The organism is Microbacterium neimengense (assembly GCF_054782995.1).
In genome coordinates this window covers 835,883-853,303 of record NZ_BAAGRK010000003.1, presented here as the reverse complement: position 1 = coordinate 853,303, position 17,421 = coordinate 835,883, and the positions used below count along the sequence as shown (strand labels likewise).

Genomic DNA, 17,421 nt, shown 5'->3' with positions numbered 1-17,421 from the left:
CCGAGCGAGCATCCGTTCACCGAGCGAGTACCCGATGGGGTGCTCACTCGGTGAACGGGTGCTCTTTCGCGTGGAGGCTACAGTTCCAGCTCGACCGCGGTCTCCAGGGCTGCCTCGATCGAGCGCATCCAGCCGTCCTTGAGCGCGGTGTTCTTCTCGTCGTACAGCGACGAGCCGTCGACGAGGTTGCTCGAGCAGGCGCACACCATGCCGGCGCGCAGTCCCCGCATCCGCGCGACGATGTACAGCGCCGACGCCTCCATCTCGACGTTGAGGATGCCCATCCGGTTCAGCTCGCCGATCCACTCCGGCGTCTCGGCGTAGAACGCGTCGTCGCTCACGCTGATGCCGCTGTGCGAGCGCGTGCCGGATGCGGCGGCCAGCCGCTCGGAGTGCCGCTGCAACGCGAGCGTGAGCGACAGGTCCGGCACCGCGGGGAAGCCCTTGGGCAGGTATGCATCCGTCGTGCCGTCGTTGCGGAAGCTCCCCTCGCTGACGAGCAGGTCGCCGGGCTCGATGCCCGGTTGGAGTCCGGCGGAGCTGCCGACGCGGATGAACGAGGTCACGCCGACGCGGGCGAGCTCCTCCACGGCGATCGCGGTCGAGGGGCAGCCCATGCCCGTGGAGGTGGCGGTGATGTGGCGCCCCTTGTACCAGCCGGTCATCGTGCGGTGCTCCCGGTTGTGCGCGACCTCGCGCACGTCCGTCAGGAACTCCGCGACCAGCGGTACCCGAAACGGATCGCCCGGCAGGAGAGCCACGGACGACACCTCTCCCGGCGCGATTCCGATGTGGTACTGCCGGGCGGTCAGACCGGCCTGGGACTTGTCAACGGGCTGAGACATGCGTGCTCCTCGGGTGCTGAGACGAACGGTTCGTCGCAGTCCCCGCCCTGGCTGCCGCCATGGTTGTTAGGACGCGCGGTCAGGCTAGCACCGCGAGCGCGCCTCCCTCGCCGAGCGCGCACTCATTTTTCGAGCGAGCATCCGATCGAATCCTCGCTCGGCGCGAGGATGCTCTCTCGCGATGCGGATGCGGATGCGGGCGCGGATGTGCGCGGGTGCAGGGCGCCGGTGCCTGCGCGCAGCGGCAGGCCTGACCCGCCGCGGCGCGCGGCGACGATCTCGGCCAGCACGGCGATCGCCGTCTCCGACGGCGTGACGCCGGCCAGATCCAGCCCGAGCGGCGAGTGCAGGCGGGCGAGATCGGTGTCGGACACACCGGCCTCGCGCAGCAGGTCCGCCCGTCGGGCCACCGTGCGCCGGGCACCCATCGCGCCCACGAAGCCGACGGGCAGGGCGAGGGCGGTCTGCAGCGCCGGGATGTCGAGGCGCAGGTCGTGGGTCAGCACGCAGACCGCCGTGCGCTCGTCGAGCTCGCCCCGCTCGTCGAGCTGCTGTAGGTACTCGTGGGGGAGGGCGCACACCCGCTCGTCGGCCTCGGGGAACCGCTCGGCGGTGACGAGAGTGTCCCACACGTCGCACACTGCGACGGCGAAGCCGGATGCGGCGGCCACCCGGCTGAGGGCTGCGGCGTGCTCGCCCGCGCCGAGGATCACGAGGCGTGGGCGGCGAGGCGCGGCGACCACGAGCAGGTCGTCGTGCAGGGCGCTCTCGGGCACCGGGTCGTGCGGCACGAGCGTGCCGGCGGCAGGTCCCGAGGCGACGATGCCGATGGCGGCCGGGCGATCCGCCGCCGTGCGCTCGAGCGCATCGCGGGCGACCGCATCCGTGGGCGAGACGACACTGATGACGGCGTCGATCGTGCCGCCGCAGGCGAGGCCCGCGGCGAACGCCTGATCGTCGGTGAAGCCGAACCGCGCCGCATCGCCGGTGCCGCGGGCGAGCGCTGCGAGGGCGAGGGCGACCGCGTCACCCTCCACGCATCCGCCCGAGATCGAGCCGATCACCCGGGCGTCGCGCGTCACGGCCATCGCCGAGCCGGCACCACGAGGAGCGGAGCGGGCGACTCCCGTGACGGTGATGGTCGCCACGGTCTGGCCCGCGCGCAGCAGCGGCAACAGGTCGGCGGCGAGTTCGAGCATCCTCCCACGCTAACCAGCGCGTGTTTCGTGCACGATACGCTGACCTGATCATGCCCCAGCCACGCGTCGCCGGGCTCGTTCTCGCCGCGGGTGCGGGGCGCCGGTTCGGCTCTCCCAAGGCGCTCGCCCGCACCACCGACGGACGTTCGTGGCTGGCGCTCGCCGTCGGAGCGCTCCGGGATGCGGGCTGCCTGCCGATCTACGTCGCCGTGAGCGCGACCCTCGACGAGGTGCTGCCGCTCGTGCCCGCCGACGCGGAGCCGGTCCTCGTCGCCGATCCGTCGGAGGGGATGAGCGCCTCGCTGCGCGCGGGGCTCGCCGCCGCGACGGCCTCGGATGCGGTCGCTCTCGCGATCGTCACGGTGGACACACCCGATCTCCCCGCCGCCGCGGTGCGCCGCGTGGCGAGCGATGCCGATGCCGCAGCGCTCGTGCAGGCGGTGTACGGCGACCGCCCGGGGCATCCGGTGGTGATCGGCCGTGACCACTGGCCGGCGCTGGCCGCATCCGTCGTCGGCGATCGCGGGGCCCGTGACTATCTGCGTGCCCACGGGGCTCGGATGATCGACTGCGCCGATCTCTGGTCGGGCGAGGACCGCGACACCCGCTGATGCGCCCGGACGCCGTCGCAGCCCAGAATGGGCCTATGCCGGACGACACCGAGGACGAGCTGGCGCGTCTGCAGGCGCGTGCGTACGGTCCCGCCGCCGACATCGATGCGGCGGGTCTCGCCCGGCTCGCCGAGTTGCAGGAGGGCAGGGCCTCCGCCGTGCCCGTCCCTGGGCGTGCGGCGGATGCCGCGGACGCGCTCGCCGCGCTCTTCGGAGCACCGTCGGAACCCGAGGGCGCCGCATCCGATGCCGCGGCCCCGACGCGGCGCGGGCTGCGCGCCGGACTGCGCGAGGACGACGTCGCGCCCGCACCCGAGCCCGAGGTCGTGTACCAGCCGCTGCCCGACGCTGCGCCGGAGGCTCCCGCGGAGGAACCGGCGGTGCCCGCACGACCGAGCGCCGCCTCGCGCATCCTTCCGCTGCTGCCGAGCGGAAGGATGCGGTGGGTCTGGCTCGCGAGCATCGTGGTGGCGGTCGTCGTAACGGCGCTGGTCACGGTGTGGATGCGTCCCTCGGACGGCGCGGGACGCGCTGCGACGTTGACGCTGCAGACCGACACTGCGACAGATGAGCGCACGCGCGGATCGATGTCGATGGAAGACGGTGCGCGCTATTTCGGCGAGTACCTCGGGCTCCACATCTACTCCGTCGACTCGTGCCTCGAGGCATCCGTGGGCGATACCCGGCGGCCTATCTGGGGCGCGTGCGGCGGGGAGGGGCTGGCTCCGATCATGGAGATCTATGTCACCGGCTCGAACGTCGGCTCCAACATGCCGTTGCCGGATGCGGTGCTCGACCGGTTCCCGGACGGCGGCGTGATCCGATTCACGCTTCGCGGCGACGCGGTGCTCGTCGACGAGGGCGCGCTGCCGAGTCGCCGCTGAGACCCCCGAGATCCGTCCGAGCAAGGAGGAACATGCCCGACCCGACCGAGGAAGAGCTCGCGCGCCTGCGTGCCCGCGCTTACGGGCCGGATGCCGATCTCGACGAGGCGGGGTTCGCGCGGCTCGCCGCGCTCGAGGCCGCGCTTTCGACCCGGCGGCCGAGCGCTTCGCACACCCCGGAGCCGGAGCCGGAACCCGCGCGGGAAGCGGCCGCCGCGCCGGCTCCGGCCGCCGCGGATGATCCGCCTCCTGCCGAGGATCCGGCGCCGGTCACGCTCATCGCTCCGGTCTCGCTGATCGCGGAGGCGGCGCCGCGGACGCTCGATCGCCGTCTGCGCGTGGCGTGGGTCCTCAGCATCCTCGTGACGGCGGTCGTCGCCGCAGGACTCACGGCGTGGACGCTCCCATGGGGTGCGCGCGACGATCAGCAGCATGCCGCGCGGCTCACCGAGCAGCCGGGTGGGGCCCCGACCATGACCGAGTGGGACATCCCGGGGCTCGATCAGGACGACCTGCGCTCGTACGGCTCATACAGGGGCCTGGAGGTCTATGCGACCGACGCGTGCATCATCGTCAGGGCCACGATGTCTGATGCCGGAGGCTCGAGCTCAGGCACGTGCACGGGCGCGGGGCTCGAACCCGCCATCGACTTCTACGTCATGCGCGCGCCGCGAGCGGGCGAGGGTGGGATGCGGTATCCCGACGAGACGCGTGCGCGCTTCCCCGACGGGGGTGTCGTCCGTTTCACTCGCCACGGCGACGTCATCCTCGTCGACGAGGGAGAGCTGCCTCCCGGGTTCTGAGCTTCAGGTGCGGATCACGACGTTCTCGGGCTCCTCACCCGCGAGCAGGTGGGCGATCTGGCGGCGCACGAGGGCCACCATCCGCGGCTGCATCGCGGTGGATGCGCCGCCGACGTGGGGCGAGATGAGCACGCCGGGCAGCTCCCAGAGCGGGTGATCCGCCGGCAGCGGCTCGGGGTCGGTGACGTCGAGTCCGGCGCGGATGCGGCCGCGGCGCACGTGGTCGACCAACGCGTCCGTGTCGATGAGGGTGCCGCGTCCGACGTTGACCACCAGTGCGCCGTCCGGCAGGGCCGCCAGCTCGGCGTCGCCGATGATGCCGCGGGTGCGCTCGGATGCGGGGAGCGCGAGGATCACCACCTCCGTCTCGGCGAGCACGGCGTGCAGGTCCTCGAGCGCCGCCACCTCGACGCCGTCCTCGGTGCGGGCGTGCGTCGCGACGGCGCGCAGGTGCACCTCGAAGGGGCGCAGGCGCGCGGCGATCGCCTTGCCCACGCCGCCGAAGCCGAGCACGGTGGTGCGGCGGTCGGCGAGGCTCTGCGCGAAGGCGCGCGTCCAGTCGCGCTGACGGGCGAAGACATCGAGTTCGCGCTGGACCGCGAGAGTCAGGGCGACGGCCAGCTCCGCCGTCGACGTCTCGTGCACGGTTGCCGCGTTCGCGAACACGATCCCCGGGGGCAGCAGTTCCTCCGTTCCCTCGTAGCCGATCGACTGGCTCTGCACGAGGCGGGTCTCGACGCCCTCGAGTCGTGCCACGACGTCGCGCGCGCTCATGTACGGCGGCACGACCAGGTCGATCCGGTCCGCCGGGGCGGCAGCGTCCATCGGCCAGACCATCACCTCCACCTGCTCACCGAGGTCCACCAGCTCGGCGGCGAACGCGGGATCGGGCACGGACACGATGAGGCGGGAGGGCGTCATGCTGCGAGCGTAGCCACCGTGCCCATGAACCCCGAGGGTGTTGCGCTGCCGCATCCGGCGCCGGCCTGGCGCAGGAGGATCCCGTGCGAATCGTCCCGCAGAAGGGTTATCTCCTGCGGCACGCACGGGGCGCCTGCCGGCCCGCGTCCTAGCCTGGCGCCATGTCCGCCGTTCGGGTCGTGCGTCCGGCGCGGCCGCGCGCTCGCGCAGCGGTGGCGATCGCCGTCGTCGTGGTCCTCGTCGGGGCCGTCGGAACAGCGGCCGCGCTCCTGTACGCGGTGGTATCGGGCGCCAGTGGCCGTCTCACCGTGTTCTTCGGGATCTACCTCGCGATGGTGGTGCTCGTCATCCTCGCGCACCGCTTCGACGGGCTGCGAACGACAATCCCGCTCGGCTTCACCCGCGAGCGACCCGCACAGCAGATGATCGCCGGCATCCTGCTCGCGGTCCTGCTGCTGTCGCTGGTCGTCGGCGTCCCGGCGTTGGCGGGTGCGGATGTGGGCGGCATCGTCGGCGCGGGACAGAACACCCTGTGGTTCGCGCTCGTCTCCTCCCTCACGGTGGGGGTCGCCGAGGAGCTGATGTTCCGGGGATATCTGCTGGGGCGGCTGCGGATCGCCCTGGCATCGCGCGTCGGCGCGATCATCGTCTCCTCCGTGCTGTTCGGGCTTCTCCACCTCGTCAGCGGCGACATCGTGCAGGTGTTGGTGACCGCGTGTATCGGAGCGATGCTTGCGACAGCCCGAGTGGTCTGGCCGAGCTGCTCACTCGCCTCGGTCATCGTCGCCCACGTCCTCTACGACGCGGGCCTGGCCGTCATCGGCGCGGCGATCGCCGGCTGACAGCCGGTTCAGCGGGAGCGGTCGCCCCACTCCTTCTCCGACACGACTCTTGCGACCGTGAGCCCGATCGCGAGCGCCGCCACCACGAACAACGCCTGCACGCTGTTCTGCACCGCCGCGAGCGTGTCGCCGTCGATCGTGGCGACGATGGCGCGATACGCCGCCGCACCGGGGACCATGATGACCACCGCCGGAACCGTCAGTGCCACTCGCGGCGCGTCGAGCCGGCGGTAGCAGACGAAGGCGCCGAGGCCCACGAGCAGCCCCGCGGCCATCGCCGCGACGGCGGGCATGAGTCCCGCATCCACCGCCGTCAGACGCGCGGTGTTCGCGATCGCGCCCACCGCGGCCGAGGCGATCGCGATGCGCCAGGGAGTGGCGAACAGCAGCGCGAAACCGAGCACGCCGACGAACCCCGCCACGAGGCGCATGACGGCGAGCACAGGCTCGTCCAGCAGTGGCGTCACGACCGCGCCCGGCGAGGTGGCGAACAGGGCGGCCACCGCCCAGACGGCCGAGCCGGCGGTGAGCAGGATGAGGCACGCGTAGACCACGCGGGCGATCCCCGCGTTCAGGTCGAGGCGGGCGAGGTCCATCGCGCCCGTGACCAGCGGGAAGCCGGGCACGAGGAAGAGCACGGCGCTCGTGAGGGCGGCGTCGTGGGCGAACGGCTGGCCCAGCACCTCGAAGAACTGGGCGGCGCCGAGATAGATCAGCAGCGCCGTCGCCGCGGCGAGGAACACGGTAAGGAACTCGTTCAGCCGCGCGCGGCCCAGCAGCATCCGGACCGCCTGACCGGCGGCGGCGCCGACGCCGACGGCGACCGCTGCCGCCCATCCGCCGTTGTTCAGCAGGGCGAATGCGGCGCAGGCCGCGCCGGCCGCGAGGATGCGGAGCAGCATCCCGTAGCGGGCCGGACGCGCGGCGATCGCATCCAGACGTGCGGCGAAGTCGTCGACGCTCCCGCCCGCCTCGGCCTCGACCTCGTGCGAGAGCCGTTGCAGGGCCGCGATGCGTTCGGCGTTCACGACGGGGCGTGCGACCTCTGCCACGCGGGTGCGTACGAGCTGGCCGCGGCTGACCGTGAGGACGATGTCGAGCATGCCGACGCGGGCATTCATGGTCTCGATGCCCCAGGCGCGGCCGACGCGCTCCATCGTGGTGCGCACGCGCGCGGAGGAGGCGCCCGCGCCCAGCATCAGGATTCCCAGGCGCAGCACCGCATCGGTGAGCGCGACGAACCGCACGGGTTCGAGACGCGTCTCATCGAGGGGGGTGGCGTCGCCGTCGTCCGCCGGGATCATACGGGCGCCGGCCATGCTGACATCCTCCCATCCCGACGCCCTCGGATGCGGGACCAAGGCCCCACCGCGCCCGCCCCGCGTGTCATGGGCTCACACAACCTGTTCGCCTGTCACAGATCGGCGCGTTCCGCGCGATCTGTGACAGGCGAACGTGGGGTGGGTACCCCAAGGGGGCATCCTCCGGTCAGGAGACGGCGACCTCGTTCGGGGTCACGGCGAGCGTCGTGCTCGCGAGTACCTCACCGCTCGTCAGGTCGACAGCATGCACCTTCCTGGCTGCGGGTTCGGTCACGTAGGCGATCTCGCCCGACACGACGATCGCGGGATGCGGGTCCTGCCACTCGAGCGGGCCCTCCCACGGTGCGATGACCGGGAACTCGTCCACCAGATCGCCGCTCGCGGGATCGATCACGTGGATCGATCCGTCGGTGGCGAGGATGTAGCCGAGGTCCTTCGGGCCTCGCGCGAGGTCGCGGAACGTGTACGAGACGCCCTCCGGGAGCGGCACGACCTTCATGCTCGCCTTCTCGGTGTCGATCAAGGCGACGTTCGAGAGCAGGTAGCCCTCCGCATCCGGGTCGTTCTTGTAGTCGCCGACGACGAGCGGGCTCGTGTCGGTGACGAAGATGTTGCCGGTGCGGCCGTACGCGTCAGGTGCCGTGACCTTCGCGATCTTGCCGTCGCGGTAGATCAGCGCGCCGTTCTCGCATCCGAAGACGACGACCTCGTCGGCAGCCGTGCCCTCGCCGTGCACGCCGGGGCAGTCGGCGTTCGAGGTGATCTCGGTGCCGTCCTCGTCGCGCACCGTGATGCCGGTGCGACCGTTCGCTGAGCCCACGGTGGTCACGAAGGTGCCGTCCTCGAGCACGATCGACACGCCGTGGTGCGCCTCGGTGCCGGGGATCGTCGTCGAGGCGGGAAGGGCCTCGCCGATCGAGGCGAACGCATCCGTGTCGATGATCGTCGTGTCGCTCGTGCCGTCGGCGTAGAGCACCGTCTTGCCGGCGTGCCGCACGACGTGTCCGGGAGCGTCCGCGGGGAACACGAGATCGGTGAGCGTCGGCTCGGACCCGGATGCGGCACCGGTATCGAGAATCTGGAAACCCTGGCTCATCGTGACCAGCACGTGCGAGCCGTCGCCGGCCCGATTGAGCCGGGTGAACTCCTCGGAGACGAGGTCTCCGACCGTCTCCAGGGTCGTGCCGTCGAGCACGAGGATGCCGCCCTCGTAGCTGATCGCGACGCGTTCGCCGGCGGGAGTGTCGGCGGCGCTCGAGGATGCGGGCGCAGGAGCGGTGCCGGCGCAGGCGGTCAGCGTCGCCGCGGCGGCGAGTCCGAGCGCGAGCAGCGCGGGACGTTTCAGGTGCATGTGGTGCCTCGTTTCTGTGGGTTCGCGGGCGGGCCCGCCGACCGGTGCGGCCGTATGGATGGGCTCAGGAGAGCCCGGCGACGATGCGCTGCGTGTTGACGCGCATCATGGTCAGGTAGTCGCCGGCGGCGCCGTCGGCGGCGGTGAGCGACTCGGTGAACAGCTCGTCGACCTGGACATCGACGCCGGCCTCCTGGGCCAGGGCGCGCATGAGCCGATCGGGCGAGGAGGACTCGGCGAAGATCGTGTGCACGCCTGCCTCCCGGATGGCGGAGACCAGCTCCGCGAGGTCGGCGGCGCTCGGTGCGGCGAGCGTCGTGCCGCCGGGGATCGCGGCACCCACGAGACGCACGTCGAAGCGGTCCGCCAGGTAGCCGAAGACGTGGTGATTGGTCACGAGTGCGCGCCTCTCGGCGGGGATGGCGGCGAGGGCTTCGCTCATCTCGGCATCCAGCGCCGCCAGCTCGGTGCGATACGCGGCGGTGTCGGCGCGGAGAGTCGCCGCATCCACCCCGTCGATGCCCGCGAGCGTCGGCTCCAGCGCGTCGACGACCTGCAGCATCCGCGCGGGATCGGTCCAGAAATGCGGGTCGTCGGTGCCGTCCGCCTCCTCGCTCGCGTACGGCAGGACGTCGATGACGTCACCCGCGACGAACTGGGTGACGCCCTCGTCCGCCGCCGCTTCGAGGTGCTGCGCGAGGCCCTCTTCGAGCCCGAGACCGTTCGAGACCACGAGGTCGGCCGAGCGCAGCCGAGCCGCCTCCCGCGCCGAGATCTCGAAGGAGTGCGGATCCGAGTCCGGCTTCATGAGGGTCACGACCTCGGCCTGGTCGCCCACCAGCTCCGTCACGACATCGCCCAGGATGTTGGTGGACACCACGACGAGGGGTCGATCCTCGATCGTCGGGGCGCAGGCCGACAGCGCGCCCGCGACCACGAGCGCGGCGGCGAACGCGGCGATGCGCCGCCCGGCGGTCATCGGCCGGTCTCCGCGACGAAGGCCGGCTCGTCGGCCGTGATGAACGTGCGTGCGATGCGCGCCGCATCCGCGAAGTCGATCTCGAACAGCCGGCGTTCGGTGACTCCGTTCAGGTACGCGCGTCGGTCGTCCGCGATGAGGGTAGGCGCCCGGCCGGCCGCCAGCGAGGCGGCGACGAGCGGCTCGGTCAGGGCCGACTCGACACCGGTCGCGCCGTCGATCACGCTCACTCGTCCGTCGACTGTGAGCCCCAGCACGTGCTCGGATGCGTCGTCGACGGCCGTGACGGCGAGAAGCGGCCTCGGGGCGGCGACCGCCGTCGCGTTGCGTTCGCGTGTGTCGAGGAGGACGATCGATCCGTCGGGGCTGAGACCCGCGGCGGTCGGGCGCCCCTCCCTGTTGGCCCACACGCGGGGAGCCGCGACTCCGTCGGGCAGCGCGATGCGCTCGACGCTGATGCCCGCGTCGGCGGCCACGGCCAGCAGCACTCCATCCCGGCATCCGAGGACTGCGCCCACACGCGTGGTGAGCGTGCCGGCGGGATCGGCGCAGGGGACGGGGTCGCCGTGGAGGGCGCCGTCGCGGTCGCGCACCTGGACGGTTCCCTCGCCGGTCGTGACGAGGGCGTGGTCGCCCACCGGCACGATGTAGCCGTCGTGCCGGGGCATCCGCATCCGGAACCGCTCGACGATCGCGCCCTGGGAGAGGGCCTCGGTGTCCAGCAGCACGGCCTCCCCGTCGGCGAAGAAGATCCCGGTGCCGCCCGTCGTCGACGAATTGGTCGTCGCGATACGAGCCGTGCCGTGGCCGGGGACCTTGTCCAGCACGCGTGGTTCGGCGCGGTAGTAGTGGAAGTGATCCACGTGATCCCAGGTCCACATCCCGCTGTCGACGATCTCGACGCCGTCGCCGGTGTCGGAGAACAGGTAGCGGCCGTCCGTGGCGGTCGTGAGCGGAACGTCGATGCGGCCGAGGCTCGAGGTCTCCTCGGAGAGCAGGTCGAGCAGCGTCAATCGGCCGTCCGTCGTCGCGGTCAGCAGGTGCAGGGGCGGCTCGCTCACCTCGGCGGCGCCGGAGACCTGCCCGTGGCCGGTGCCGTCGGTTGCGGTGGGAGAGGCTCCGGGAGCGCTCGCGCACGCGACGAGCAGGAGAACGGATGCGGTGAGGGCGGTGAAGGCGAGGGGATGACGCACACGGAGCTTTCTAGAGCGGAGCCGGCACCGCGGCGGCGGAGCGGCGGGAGGTGAACGGGGAGCGCAGCAGAGCGGACAACGCCGCCGCGGCGATGGCGGATGCGGCGATCGATGCCCCCGCGGCGGTGCCGAGATGCCACGAGAGCGAGAGTCCCGCGGTGACGGCGGCGACCCCGATGGCGGCGGCGAGCATCATGGTGGCGCCGATCCCACGCACCCACGGTCGGGCGGCCACGGCCGGAGCGAGAAGCATCCCGACCACGAGGAGCGAGCCGACGGCCTGATACGACGTGACCACCGCAAGCGTCACGAGACCGGTGAGGGCGGCCTCGGCCCAGGCCGGACGCACGCCCATGACCCGGGCCACGCGCGTGTCCACGGCGACGACCACCAGCGCGCGGTGCGCGAGGACGGCGACCGTCAGGCCGATCCCTGTGGCCACGCCCAGCACCGCGAGATCCTCGGCCGAGATCGCCAGCACGTCGCCGAAGAGGATCGCGGTCGCATCCGTCGCGAAGCTGCCGGAGTACGAGATGACGATGACGCCGATGGCGAGCATCGCGACGAAGAGGAGCCCGATGCTCGTGTCGTACGCGAGACGCCCTCGCCGGCGCAGTGCCCCGATCCCGATCGTCATGGCCACGGCGCTCGCGGCGCCGCCGAGGAGAACGGGAGCGCCGAGCACGGTGGCGAGAGCGACGCCGGGAAGCATCCCGTGCGCCAGCGCCTCGCCGAGAAAGGCCATTCCCCGGATGACGACCCAGGTGCCCACGACCGCGCACAGCACGGCCACGAGCGAGCCGCCGACGAGCGCGCGCAGCAGGAACGCGTGCTCGAGGGGGAGGAGGAGGGTCACGACACCCGACCGTAGCGATAATGAGAACCGTTCTCAAACTGGCTAGACTGGTCGAATGGTCCTCTCCGATCCGCCGACGGCCCCCGCGTTGTACGCGGTCGGCCTGCGTGTCGAGATCGATCGCCGAACGCTGCTGCACCCGCTGGATCTGCGCCTCGATCCGGGCGTGACGACCGTGGTCACGGGCCCGAACGGCGCGGGCAAGACCACGCTTCTCGAGGCGCTCGCCGGGGCGCGGCCGGGCCGGACCGGCGTCGTCGACGGGGCACGCCGGATCGCCTTCGTCCCGCAGCAGTCGTCCATCGCCGAGGGGTTGCCGCTCACGGTCGCGCAGCTCGTGCGGATCGGCGCCTGGCGGCGCCGGCTGCCGCTGCCCTCACGCGCGGAGCGGACGGATGCGGGAGAGGCGATGGTCGCGCTGGAGATCACCGACCTCGCCGCCAGGCCCGTGGCGATGCTTTCCGGCGGTCAACGTCAGCGTGCGCTGCTGGCTCAGGCGCTCGCCCGCCGCGCCGACGTGCTGTTGCTCGACGAGCCGACGACGGGGCTGGATGCGGCCAGCAGCTCCCGCATCCTCTCCGCCGTCGAGCGGGAGCGACGGCGCGGCGCCGTCGTCGTGTGCGTGAGCCACGACCCGGTGCTCATCGCGGCGGCCGGGCGCGTGCTCCGCCTCGAAGGTGGCCGCCTCGTGTGAGCCCGCGCCGGCCCGGTCCGCCCCGCCCCGCCCCGCCCCGGTTCGCCTCGTGCCCGGGCCCGCCCCGCCCCGCCCCGCCCCGGTTCGCCTCGTGCCCGGGCCCGCCCCGCCCCGCCCCGCCCCGGTTCGCCTCGTGCCCGCGCCGCCCCTGTTCGCCTGTCACAGATCGGGCGGAATGCGCCGATCTGTGACAGGCGAACAACCGTGGACGAACGTCCGCGGGCGGCCGAGAGCTAGATCCAGCCCTTCTCGCGGGCGAACTGCGCCGCCTGCGAGCGATTCTCGGTACCCGTCTTGCCAATCGCCGACGAGAGGTGGTTGCGCACGGTGCCCGCCGAGAGGAACATCTCCGCGGCGATCTGCGCGACCGCCCGACCGTCGGCCGACAGGCGCAGCGCCTGCTGCTCACGCTCGGTCAGCGGGCTCTGCCCCTCGAAGAGCGACGCCTCGGCGAGCTCGGGATCGACCACCCGGAGCCCCGCGTGCACGCGCCGCACCGCATCCGCCAGGCGATCCGCCGGCGCATCCTTCACGATGAAGCCGCTGGCTCCCGCATCCAGAGCCTGGCGGAGGTAGCCCGGCCGGGCGAACGTCGTGACGACGAGCACGCGGGTCGCCGGACTCGCCGCGCGCACCTCACACGTGGCGGTGATCCCGTCCACCCCGGGCATCTGGATGTCCATGAGGCAGACGTCGGGTGTCGTGTCACGGGCGAGGGATGCGGCCTGCGCACCATCGGCGGCCTCGGCGACCACGACGAGGTCGCCCTCCAGTTCGAGCAGGGCGCCCATCGCGCCGCGGACGAGCGCCTGGTCGTCCACGAGCATCAGTCGGATCGGTGCGTTCACCACGTCATGCTCACTCTCGTTCCACCGCTGGGCGCCGGAGCCACCTCGAGCACGGCGCCGGCTGCGGCCGCCCGCTCCTGCATGCCGCGGATGCCGTTGCCCGGGCGCTGGCGCACCCCCTGGCCGTCGTCGTCGACCGTCACGACGCCCGGCGCCACCGAGATGCGCACCGTGCGGGCGTGCGCATGGCGCAGGATGTTGGTCGTCGCTTCCCGCACGATCCACCCCGCCGGCAGCGACTGGGCGGGAGAGAGGGATGCGGCGTCGCCGCTGACCACGACGGCCATCCCCGCTGACTCGAGCGCCGCACGACTCGCGACCAGCTGCTCCGCGAACGCCTGCCCGCGGATGCCGGTCACGGTGCTGCGCACGCCCGTGATCGCCTCGCCCGTGAGCCGCACGATGTCGGCGAGCTCGGCCTTCGCGCGATCGGGGTCGCGTTCGACGAGCCGCTCGGCCAGTTCGGCCTTGAGCTTCACCGCCGTCAGTGTGTGCCCGAGCAGGTCGTGCACGTCGCGGGCGATCGCGGTTCGTTCGTCGCTGGCGGCGAGCTCCAGCCGGATCCGATCCGTGTCGACGGAGCGTCCGATGAGCCAGCTCGTCACGGTGTTGATGACGGAGATCATGATGACCACCGACAGGATCTGGACGTTGTCCTCGATCGAGCCCGTGATGACGATCACGACGACGACGAGCCCGATGCCCGCGGTCATCGTCACCCAGTGCCACATGCGTCGCAGGCCATAGCTCGCGTACGACATCACGAACGGCACGAAGCTCAGGGCGCCGTCGGCGATCGCGGGCACGGTGGCTGCAGCGCATGCGATCTGCACCCAGAAGAGCGTCTTCACGAGTCGGCTCGGCGTGCCCCAGGCGGACCGCATCCCCGCGACGAACCCCACGACGTAGGCCACGGCGAACCCCGCCAGCGCAACCCACCCCAGCACGAGTAGGGCCAGGGGTGACGGTGACGACAGCAGCGAGACGACCGGGAAGACCAGGAAGACCATCCACACGATGGCCATGACCCAGCCCCAGCGCTGCCACGGATCCTGTGGCATGCGCCGGGGCGCGGAAGGGGTCGTCACCGCTCGAGCCTAACGACGACGCCGCGAGCGTACGACGCCGAAGCGCACCAGCAGGGCGAACAGGGCGCCCCAGACGACGACGTTGAGAATCACGGCCCAGAGCTCATCGGACCCTCCGGCCACGAGCACACCGCCCGTCGCCGGCCAGCGCACGAGGGCCGCGTAGCCGTACATCGGTGTCCACTTGGCGATGTCGAGCATGACGCCGCTCAGGGGCACGAAGACGTTGCCGAAGAAGCCGAAGAAGGTGATCGAGATCGACGCGAGCGCGGCGGCCGAGTCCGAGTTGAACGCCAGCCCGACACCCAGACCGAACAGGCCGTAGACCAAGCCGAGCACGAGCGTGACGGCCGCCGACGCGAACCAGCGCCACACGTCGTCGGCCGCGGCGCCCGTGACATACCCGGCGATGTAGACGATGAGCACCGACAGCGCGGCGAAGGACATCGCCGACAGGACCTTCGTCAGTGCGTAGCCGGCGGTCGAGAGCGGGGTGAGCGCGAGCTGGCGCCCCCATCCCTGTCCGACCTCGGATGCGGCGAGCGAGCACAGCGAGCTCATCGCCGTCGCGGTGCCGTAGGCGCCCATCGAGACCATGACGTAGAACGACGCGTTCGCGTGACCGACGCTCTGCGAGGCGTAGTCCATGCTGGCCCCGAACAGCAGATACATCGCGAACGGCATGGCCAGGGTGAAGGCCAGCGTGTAGGGGTTCCGCAGCTGACGCAGACCCTCGATGCGGTACATCGCGGGCGAGACGAACGTGCTCATGAGGGCTCCTCGGTGAGTCGGGTGAAGGCGGATTCCAGGGTCGGTGCGGTGATCTCCAGGTCGCTGGCGCCCGCGGCGAGCAGGCGCGCGGCGAGAGCGTCGGATGCGGCGGTGCGCACCGTGAGCCGCGATGCGTCCACCGACACGTCGGCGGCGGACTCGTCGCCCACCAGCTCTGCGGCGAAGGCCGTGGCGAGCGTCTCGTCGGCGAGCGTCGCCGAGACGAGTCGGCCTCCGAGGGAGGCCCGCAGGTGCGCGGTGGCGGCGTCCGCGACGATACGGCCGCGACTCATCACAACGGTGCGCCGGGCGAACTGCTCGGCCTCTTCGAGGTAGTGCGTGGCGAAGACGATCGTGCGTCCCGCATCCGCGTCGGCGCGCATCGCCTGCCAGAACCGGCGGCGGGCCGTGACGTCCATGCCCGCGGTGGGCTCGTCGAGCACCAGAACGTCCGGGTCGGGAAGCAGCGCGAGCGCGAACTTCACGCGCTGCTTCTCGCCGCCCGAGCATTTGCCGACGCGGCGGCGAGCAATCTCGGCGAGATCGGCGCGCTCCATGACCTCGGCGACGCGTGAGCCCGCGCCGTACAGGTCTGCGATGACCGTGACCGTCTCTCGCACGGTGAGATCCGACAGCAGGCCGCCGGTCTGCAGCACCGCGGCGAGCCGGCCGGCCGTCACGGCGCGGTGCGGGTGGGCACCGAAGACGAGCGCGCTGCCCTCATCCGGCTCTGCGAGTCCGAGCAGCACGTCGATCGTCGTCGTCTTGCCCGCCCCGTTCGGGCCGAGCAGCGCCACGATCTCGCCGCGCTCGATGCGGAGGTCGATGCCGTCGACGGCGGTGAAGCGCTGGCCGGCGCGGCCGAAGCGGCGCACGATTCCGCGCAGCTCGACGGCGGCCGCATCCGAGGCGAGGGGTGTGTCGGGTATCTGCACGCGCGGTTCGCTCATGCCTTCAGCCAACCGCGCGGCGACCTTCCGCGCCGGAGGCTTCTGTCATGTCCGCGGCATGACACGTGTCATGCCCGCCGGGGCGTGAGTCGCTGCTCGCTCGTGCGGCACGGTGCTCGCCCTGCACGTTCGCCTGTCACAGGTCGACGCGCGGGGCTCGATCTGTGACAGGCGAGCAGGGAAGGGGAGGGGAATTGACCCCGGATCAGGCGGCGGCGGACACCACGGCCTGGATGGCCGAGCTGAAGAAGCCGAGTCCGTCGACGCCGGAGCGCATGGCGGCGGAGGTGTCGGGTCCGAAGCCCGGCTCGACCGCGTGCTCGGGATGCGGCATGAGCCCCACCACGTTGCCGCGTTCGTTGGTGAGCCCGGCGATGTCGTCGAGCGAGCCGTTGGGGTTCACCCCGACGTAGCGGAACGCCACGAGGCCCTCGCCCTCGACGCGCGCGAGCGTCTCGGCGTCGGCGATGTAGCCGCCGTCGGCGTTCTTCAACGGGATGACGATCTCCTGGCCCGTCCTGAAGTCACTCGTCCAGGCGGTGTCGGCGTTCTCGACGCGCAGGCGCTGGTCGCGACGCACGAACTGCTGGTGCGCATTGCGGATCAGTCCGCCCGGGAGCAGGTGCGCCTCTACGAGCATCTGGAAACCGTTGCAGATGCCGAGGATCGGCATGCCGGCGGCGGCCGCATCCTTCACCTCGGACATGATCGGTGCGAGGGCCGCGATCGCACCCGCCCGGAGGTAGTCGCCGTAGCTGAAGCCGCCGGGCAGGACCAGGGCGTCCACACCCTGCAGGTCGTGATCGCCGTGCCAGAGCGCGACGGGCTCGGCCCCGGCGACACGGATGGCGCGCTGCGCGTCGCGGTCGTCGAGCGAACCGGGGAAGGTGATGACCCCGATGCGTACGCTCATTCGACGACCTCGATGCCGACGACGTCCTCGATGACCGCGTTGGAGAGCACGTCATCGGCGATCTCGCGCACCTTCTCGAGCAGTGCCTCGTCGACGGCTCCGTCGATCGTCAACTCGAACCGCTTTCCGATCCGGACGGAGCCGAAGTCCTCGACGCCGAGGCGATGCAGGGCGTTCTGGACCGCCTTGCCCTGCGGGTCGAGCAGTTCGGCCTTGGGCATGACATCGACGACGATCGTGGGCATAACGGCTCCGAGGGTGCGCGGGAGATGGTCTGCTCCCAGTCTAGAGGCGGGCAGGACGCCCGCGGTGCCGGTGCGTTATCCAACCGTTATCCGAACGGTGGGAGCG

Annotated in this window: 19 protein-coding genes; 5 read left to right on the top strand and 14 right to left on the bottom strand. The window is 71.8% G+C overall.

From position 1 onward, the window contains the following. Window positions 1–77: 77 nt before the first annotated feature. Both ACYVJS_RS06815 and ACYVJS_RS06810 read right to left on the bottom strand, forming a co-directional pair. On the bottom strand, window positions 78–845 hold the full coding sequence (locus ACYVJS_RS06815) for a nucleoside phosphorylase (RefSeq protein WP_460738967.1): 768 nt from the start codon (window positions 843–845) through the stop codon (window positions 78–80). Window positions 846–967: 122 nt separating this feature from the next. Then, a complete protein-coding gene (locus tag ACYVJS_RS06810; RefSeq protein ID WP_460738965.1) occupies window positions 968–2,044 on the bottom strand; it encodes an XdhC family protein in 1,077 nt (358 codons plus the stop codon). A 50-nt stretch (window positions 2,045–2,094) separates the two neighbouring features. Between ACYVJS_RS06810 and ACYVJS_RS06805 the strand changes: the two genes are divergently transcribed. The 3 genes from ACYVJS_RS06805 to ACYVJS_RS06795 are packed head-to-tail and all read left to right on the top strand — an operon-like array spanning window position 2,095 to window position 4,342. Beyond that, a complete protein-coding gene (locus ACYVJS_RS06805) occupies window positions 2,095–2,655 on the top strand; it encodes a nucleotidyltransferase family protein (RefSeq protein ID WP_460738963.1) in 561 nt (186 codons plus the stop codon). 35 nt (window positions 2,656–2,690) lie between these two features. Then, window positions 2,691–3,539 carry a hypothetical protein gene (locus ACYVJS_RS06800; RefSeq protein WP_460738961.1) on the top strand — a complete coding sequence of 283 codons (849 nt, stop codon included), beginning with the start codon at window positions 2,691–2,693 and terminating at the stop codon, window positions 3,537–3,539. Window positions 3,540–3,571: 32 nt separating this feature from the next. Next, on the top strand, window positions 3,572–4,342 hold the full coding sequence (locus ACYVJS_RS06795; RefSeq protein ID WP_460738959.1) for a hypothetical protein: 771 nt from the start codon (window positions 3,572–3,574) through the stop codon (window positions 4,340–4,342). A 3-nt stretch (window positions 4,343–4,345) separates the two neighbouring features. Here ACYVJS_RS06795 and ACYVJS_RS06790 read toward each other — a convergent pair whose 3' ends face one another. Then, window positions 4,346–5,263, bottom strand: coding sequence for a 2-hydroxyacid dehydrogenase (locus ACYVJS_RS06790; RefSeq protein WP_460738957.1), 918 nt, complete (start codon window positions 5,261–5,263; stop codon window positions 4,346–4,348). Window positions 5,264–5,424: 161 nt separating this feature from the next. On the opposite strand from ACYVJS_RS06790, the gene ACYVJS_RS06785 reads away from it, so the two are divergent. Next, a complete protein-coding gene (locus ACYVJS_RS06785; protein ID WP_460738955.1) occupies window positions 5,425–6,105 on the top strand; it encodes a CPBP family intramembrane glutamic endopeptidase in 681 nt (226 codons plus the stop codon). 8 nt (window positions 6,106–6,113) lie between these two features. On the opposite strand, the gene ACYVJS_RS06780 is transcribed toward ACYVJS_RS06785, so the two are convergent. From ACYVJS_RS06780 to aztB, 5 genes are all read right to left on the bottom strand, one after another. Further along, window positions 6,114–7,424, bottom strand: a complete 1,311-nt coding sequence (locus ACYVJS_RS06780) for a threonine/serine exporter family protein (protein WP_460738953.1) — start codon at window positions 7,422–7,424, stop codon at window positions 6,114–6,116. Window positions 7,425–7,593: 169 nt separating this feature from the next. Then, complete coding sequence (aztD, locus tag ACYVJS_RS06775) at window positions 7,594–8,778, bottom strand: zinc metallochaperone AztD (protein ID WP_460738952.1); 1,185 nt, start codon at window positions 8,776–8,778, stop codon at window positions 7,594–7,596. A gap of 64 nt (window positions 8,779–8,842) precedes the next feature. Then, window positions 8,843–9,757, bottom strand: coding sequence for a zinc ABC transporter substrate-binding protein AztC (gene aztC / locus ACYVJS_RS06770; RefSeq protein WP_460738950.1), 915 nt, complete (start codon window positions 9,755–9,757; stop codon window positions 8,843–8,845). Continuing rightward, window positions 9,754–10,950 (bottom strand): ABC transporter, encoded by a 1,197-nt coding sequence (locus ACYVJS_RS06765; RefSeq protein ID WP_460738948.1) that lies wholly within the window; start codon window positions 10,948–10,950, stop codon window positions 9,754–9,756. The genes aztC and ACYVJS_RS06765 overlap by 4 nt, the downstream gene beginning before the upstream one ends. A gap of 10 nt (window positions 10,951–10,960) precedes the next feature. Then, window positions 10,961–11,806: a zinc ABC transporter permease AztB gene (aztB, locus tag ACYVJS_RS06760; protein ID WP_460738946.1), complete on the bottom strand. Its 846-nt coding sequence runs from the start codon at window positions 11,804–11,806 to the stop codon at window positions 10,961–10,963. 55 nt (window positions 11,807–11,861) lie between these two features. On the opposite strand from aztB, the gene ACYVJS_RS06755 reads away from it, so the two are divergent. Beyond that, window positions 11,862–12,500 carry a metal ABC transporter ATP-binding protein gene (locus ACYVJS_RS06755; protein WP_460738944.1) on the top strand — a complete coding sequence of 213 codons (639 nt, stop codon included), beginning with the start codon at window positions 11,862–11,864 and terminating at the stop codon, window positions 12,498–12,500. 233 nt (window positions 12,501–12,733) lie between these two features. On the opposite strand, the gene ACYVJS_RS06750 is transcribed toward ACYVJS_RS06755, so the two are convergent. The 6 genes from ACYVJS_RS06750 to purS all read right to left on the bottom strand — a co-directional run bounded on the left by ACYVJS_RS06750 (window position 12,734) and on the right by purS (window position 17,315). After that, window positions 12,734–13,327 (bottom strand): response regulator transcription factor, encoded by a 594-nt coding sequence (locus tag ACYVJS_RS06750; protein WP_460739871.1) that lies wholly within the window; start codon window positions 13,325–13,327, stop codon window positions 12,734–12,736. Between the two features lie 17 nt (window positions 13,328–13,344). Next, window positions 13,345–14,436, bottom strand: coding sequence for a sensor histidine kinase (locus ACYVJS_RS06745; RefSeq protein WP_460738942.1), 1,092 nt, complete (start codon window positions 14,434–14,436; stop codon window positions 13,345–13,347). A gap of 9 nt (window positions 14,437–14,445) precedes the next feature. Continuing rightward, window positions 14,446–15,207 (bottom strand): ABC transporter permease, encoded by a 762-nt coding sequence (locus ACYVJS_RS06740; protein ID WP_460738940.1) that lies wholly within the window; start codon window positions 15,205–15,207, stop codon window positions 14,446–14,448. Beyond that, a complete protein-coding gene (locus ACYVJS_RS06735; protein WP_460738938.1) occupies window positions 15,204–16,157 on the bottom strand; it encodes an ABC transporter ATP-binding protein in 954 nt (317 codons plus the stop codon). The genes ACYVJS_RS06740 and ACYVJS_RS06735 overlap by 4 nt, the downstream gene beginning before the upstream one ends. A 205-nt stretch (window positions 16,158–16,362) precedes the next feature. Further along, window positions 16,363–17,070 carry a phosphoribosylformylglycinamidine synthase subunit PurQ gene (gene purQ / locus ACYVJS_RS06730; RefSeq protein ID WP_460738936.1) on the bottom strand — a complete coding sequence of 236 codons (708 nt, stop codon included), beginning with the start codon at window positions 17,068–17,070 and terminating at the stop codon, window positions 16,363–16,365. After that, window positions 17,067–17,315: a phosphoribosylformylglycinamidine synthase subunit PurS gene (gene purS / locus ACYVJS_RS06725; protein WP_460738933.1), complete on the bottom strand. Its 249-nt coding sequence runs from the start codon at window positions 17,313–17,315 to the stop codon at window positions 17,067–17,069. Before purS ends, purQ begins: the two co-directional genes overlap by 4 nt. Window positions 17,316–17,421 lie beyond the last annotated feature (106 nt).

Excerpts from the sequence above, each read along its gene's own strand:
- ACYVJS_RS06815 (WP_460738967.1), bottom strand. The coding sequence starts at position 845 with ATGTCTCAGCCCGTTGACAAGTCCCAGGCCGGTCTGACCGCCCGGCAG.
- ACYVJS_RS06755 (WP_460738944.1), top strand. The coding sequence starts at position 11,862 with ATGGTCCTCTCCGATCCGCCGACGGCCCCCGCGTTGTACGCGGTCGGC.
- purS (WP_460738933.1), bottom strand. The coding sequence starts at position 17,315 with ATGCCCACGATCGTCGTCGATGTCATGCCCAAGGCCGAACTGCTCGAC.
- ACYVJS_RS06780 (WP_460738953.1), bottom strand. The coding sequence starts at position 7,424 with ATGGCCGGCGCCCGTATGATCCCGGCGGACGACGGCGACGCCACCCCC.
- ACYVJS_RS06735 (WP_460738938.1), bottom strand. The coding sequence starts at position 16,157 with ATGAGCGAACCGCGCGTGCAGATACCCGACACACCCCTCGCCTCGGAT.
- ACYVJS_RS06810 (WP_460738965.1), bottom strand. The coding sequence starts at position 2,044 with ATGCTCGAACTCGCCGCCGACCTGTTGCCGCTGCTGCGCGCGGGCCAG.
- aztD (WP_460738952.1), bottom strand. The coding sequence starts at position 8,778 with ATGCACCTGAAACGTCCCGCGCTGCTCGCGCTCGGACTCGCCGCCGCG.
- ACYVJS_RS06785 (WP_460738955.1), top strand. The coding sequence starts at position 5,425 with ATGTCCGCCGTTCGGGTCGTGCGTCCGGCGCGGCCGCGCGCTCGCGCA.
- ACYVJS_RS06790 (WP_460738957.1), bottom strand. The coding sequence starts at position 5,263 with ATGACGCCCTCCCGCCTCATCGTGTCCGTGCCCGATCCCGCGTTCGCC.
- ACYVJS_RS06800 (WP_460738961.1), top strand. The coding sequence starts at position 2,691 with ATGCCGGACGACACCGAGGACGAGCTGGCGCGTCTGCAGGCGCGTGCG.
- ACYVJS_RS06750 (WP_460739871.1), bottom strand. The coding sequence starts at position 13,327 with ATGCTCGTGGACGACCAGGCGCTCGTCCGCGGCGCGATGGGCGCCCTG.
- ACYVJS_RS06805 (WP_460738963.1), top strand. The coding sequence starts at position 2,095 with ATGCCCCAGCCACGCGTCGCCGGGCTCGTTCTCGCCGCGGGTGCGGGG.
- ACYVJS_RS06740 (WP_460738940.1), bottom strand. The coding sequence starts at position 15,207 with ATGAGCACGTTCGTCTCGCCCGCGATGTACCGCATCGAGGGTCTGCGT.
- ACYVJS_RS06795 (WP_460738959.1), top strand. The coding sequence starts at position 3,572 with ATGCCCGACCCGACCGAGGAAGAGCTCGCGCGCCTGCGTGCCCGCGCT.
- aztC (WP_460738950.1), bottom strand. The coding sequence starts at position 9,757 with ATGACCGCCGGGCGGCGCATCGCCGCGTTCGCCGCCGCGCTCGTGGTC.
- purQ (WP_460738936.1), bottom strand. The coding sequence starts at position 17,070 with ATGAGCGTACGCATCGGGGTCATCACCTTCCCCGGTTCGCTCGACGAC.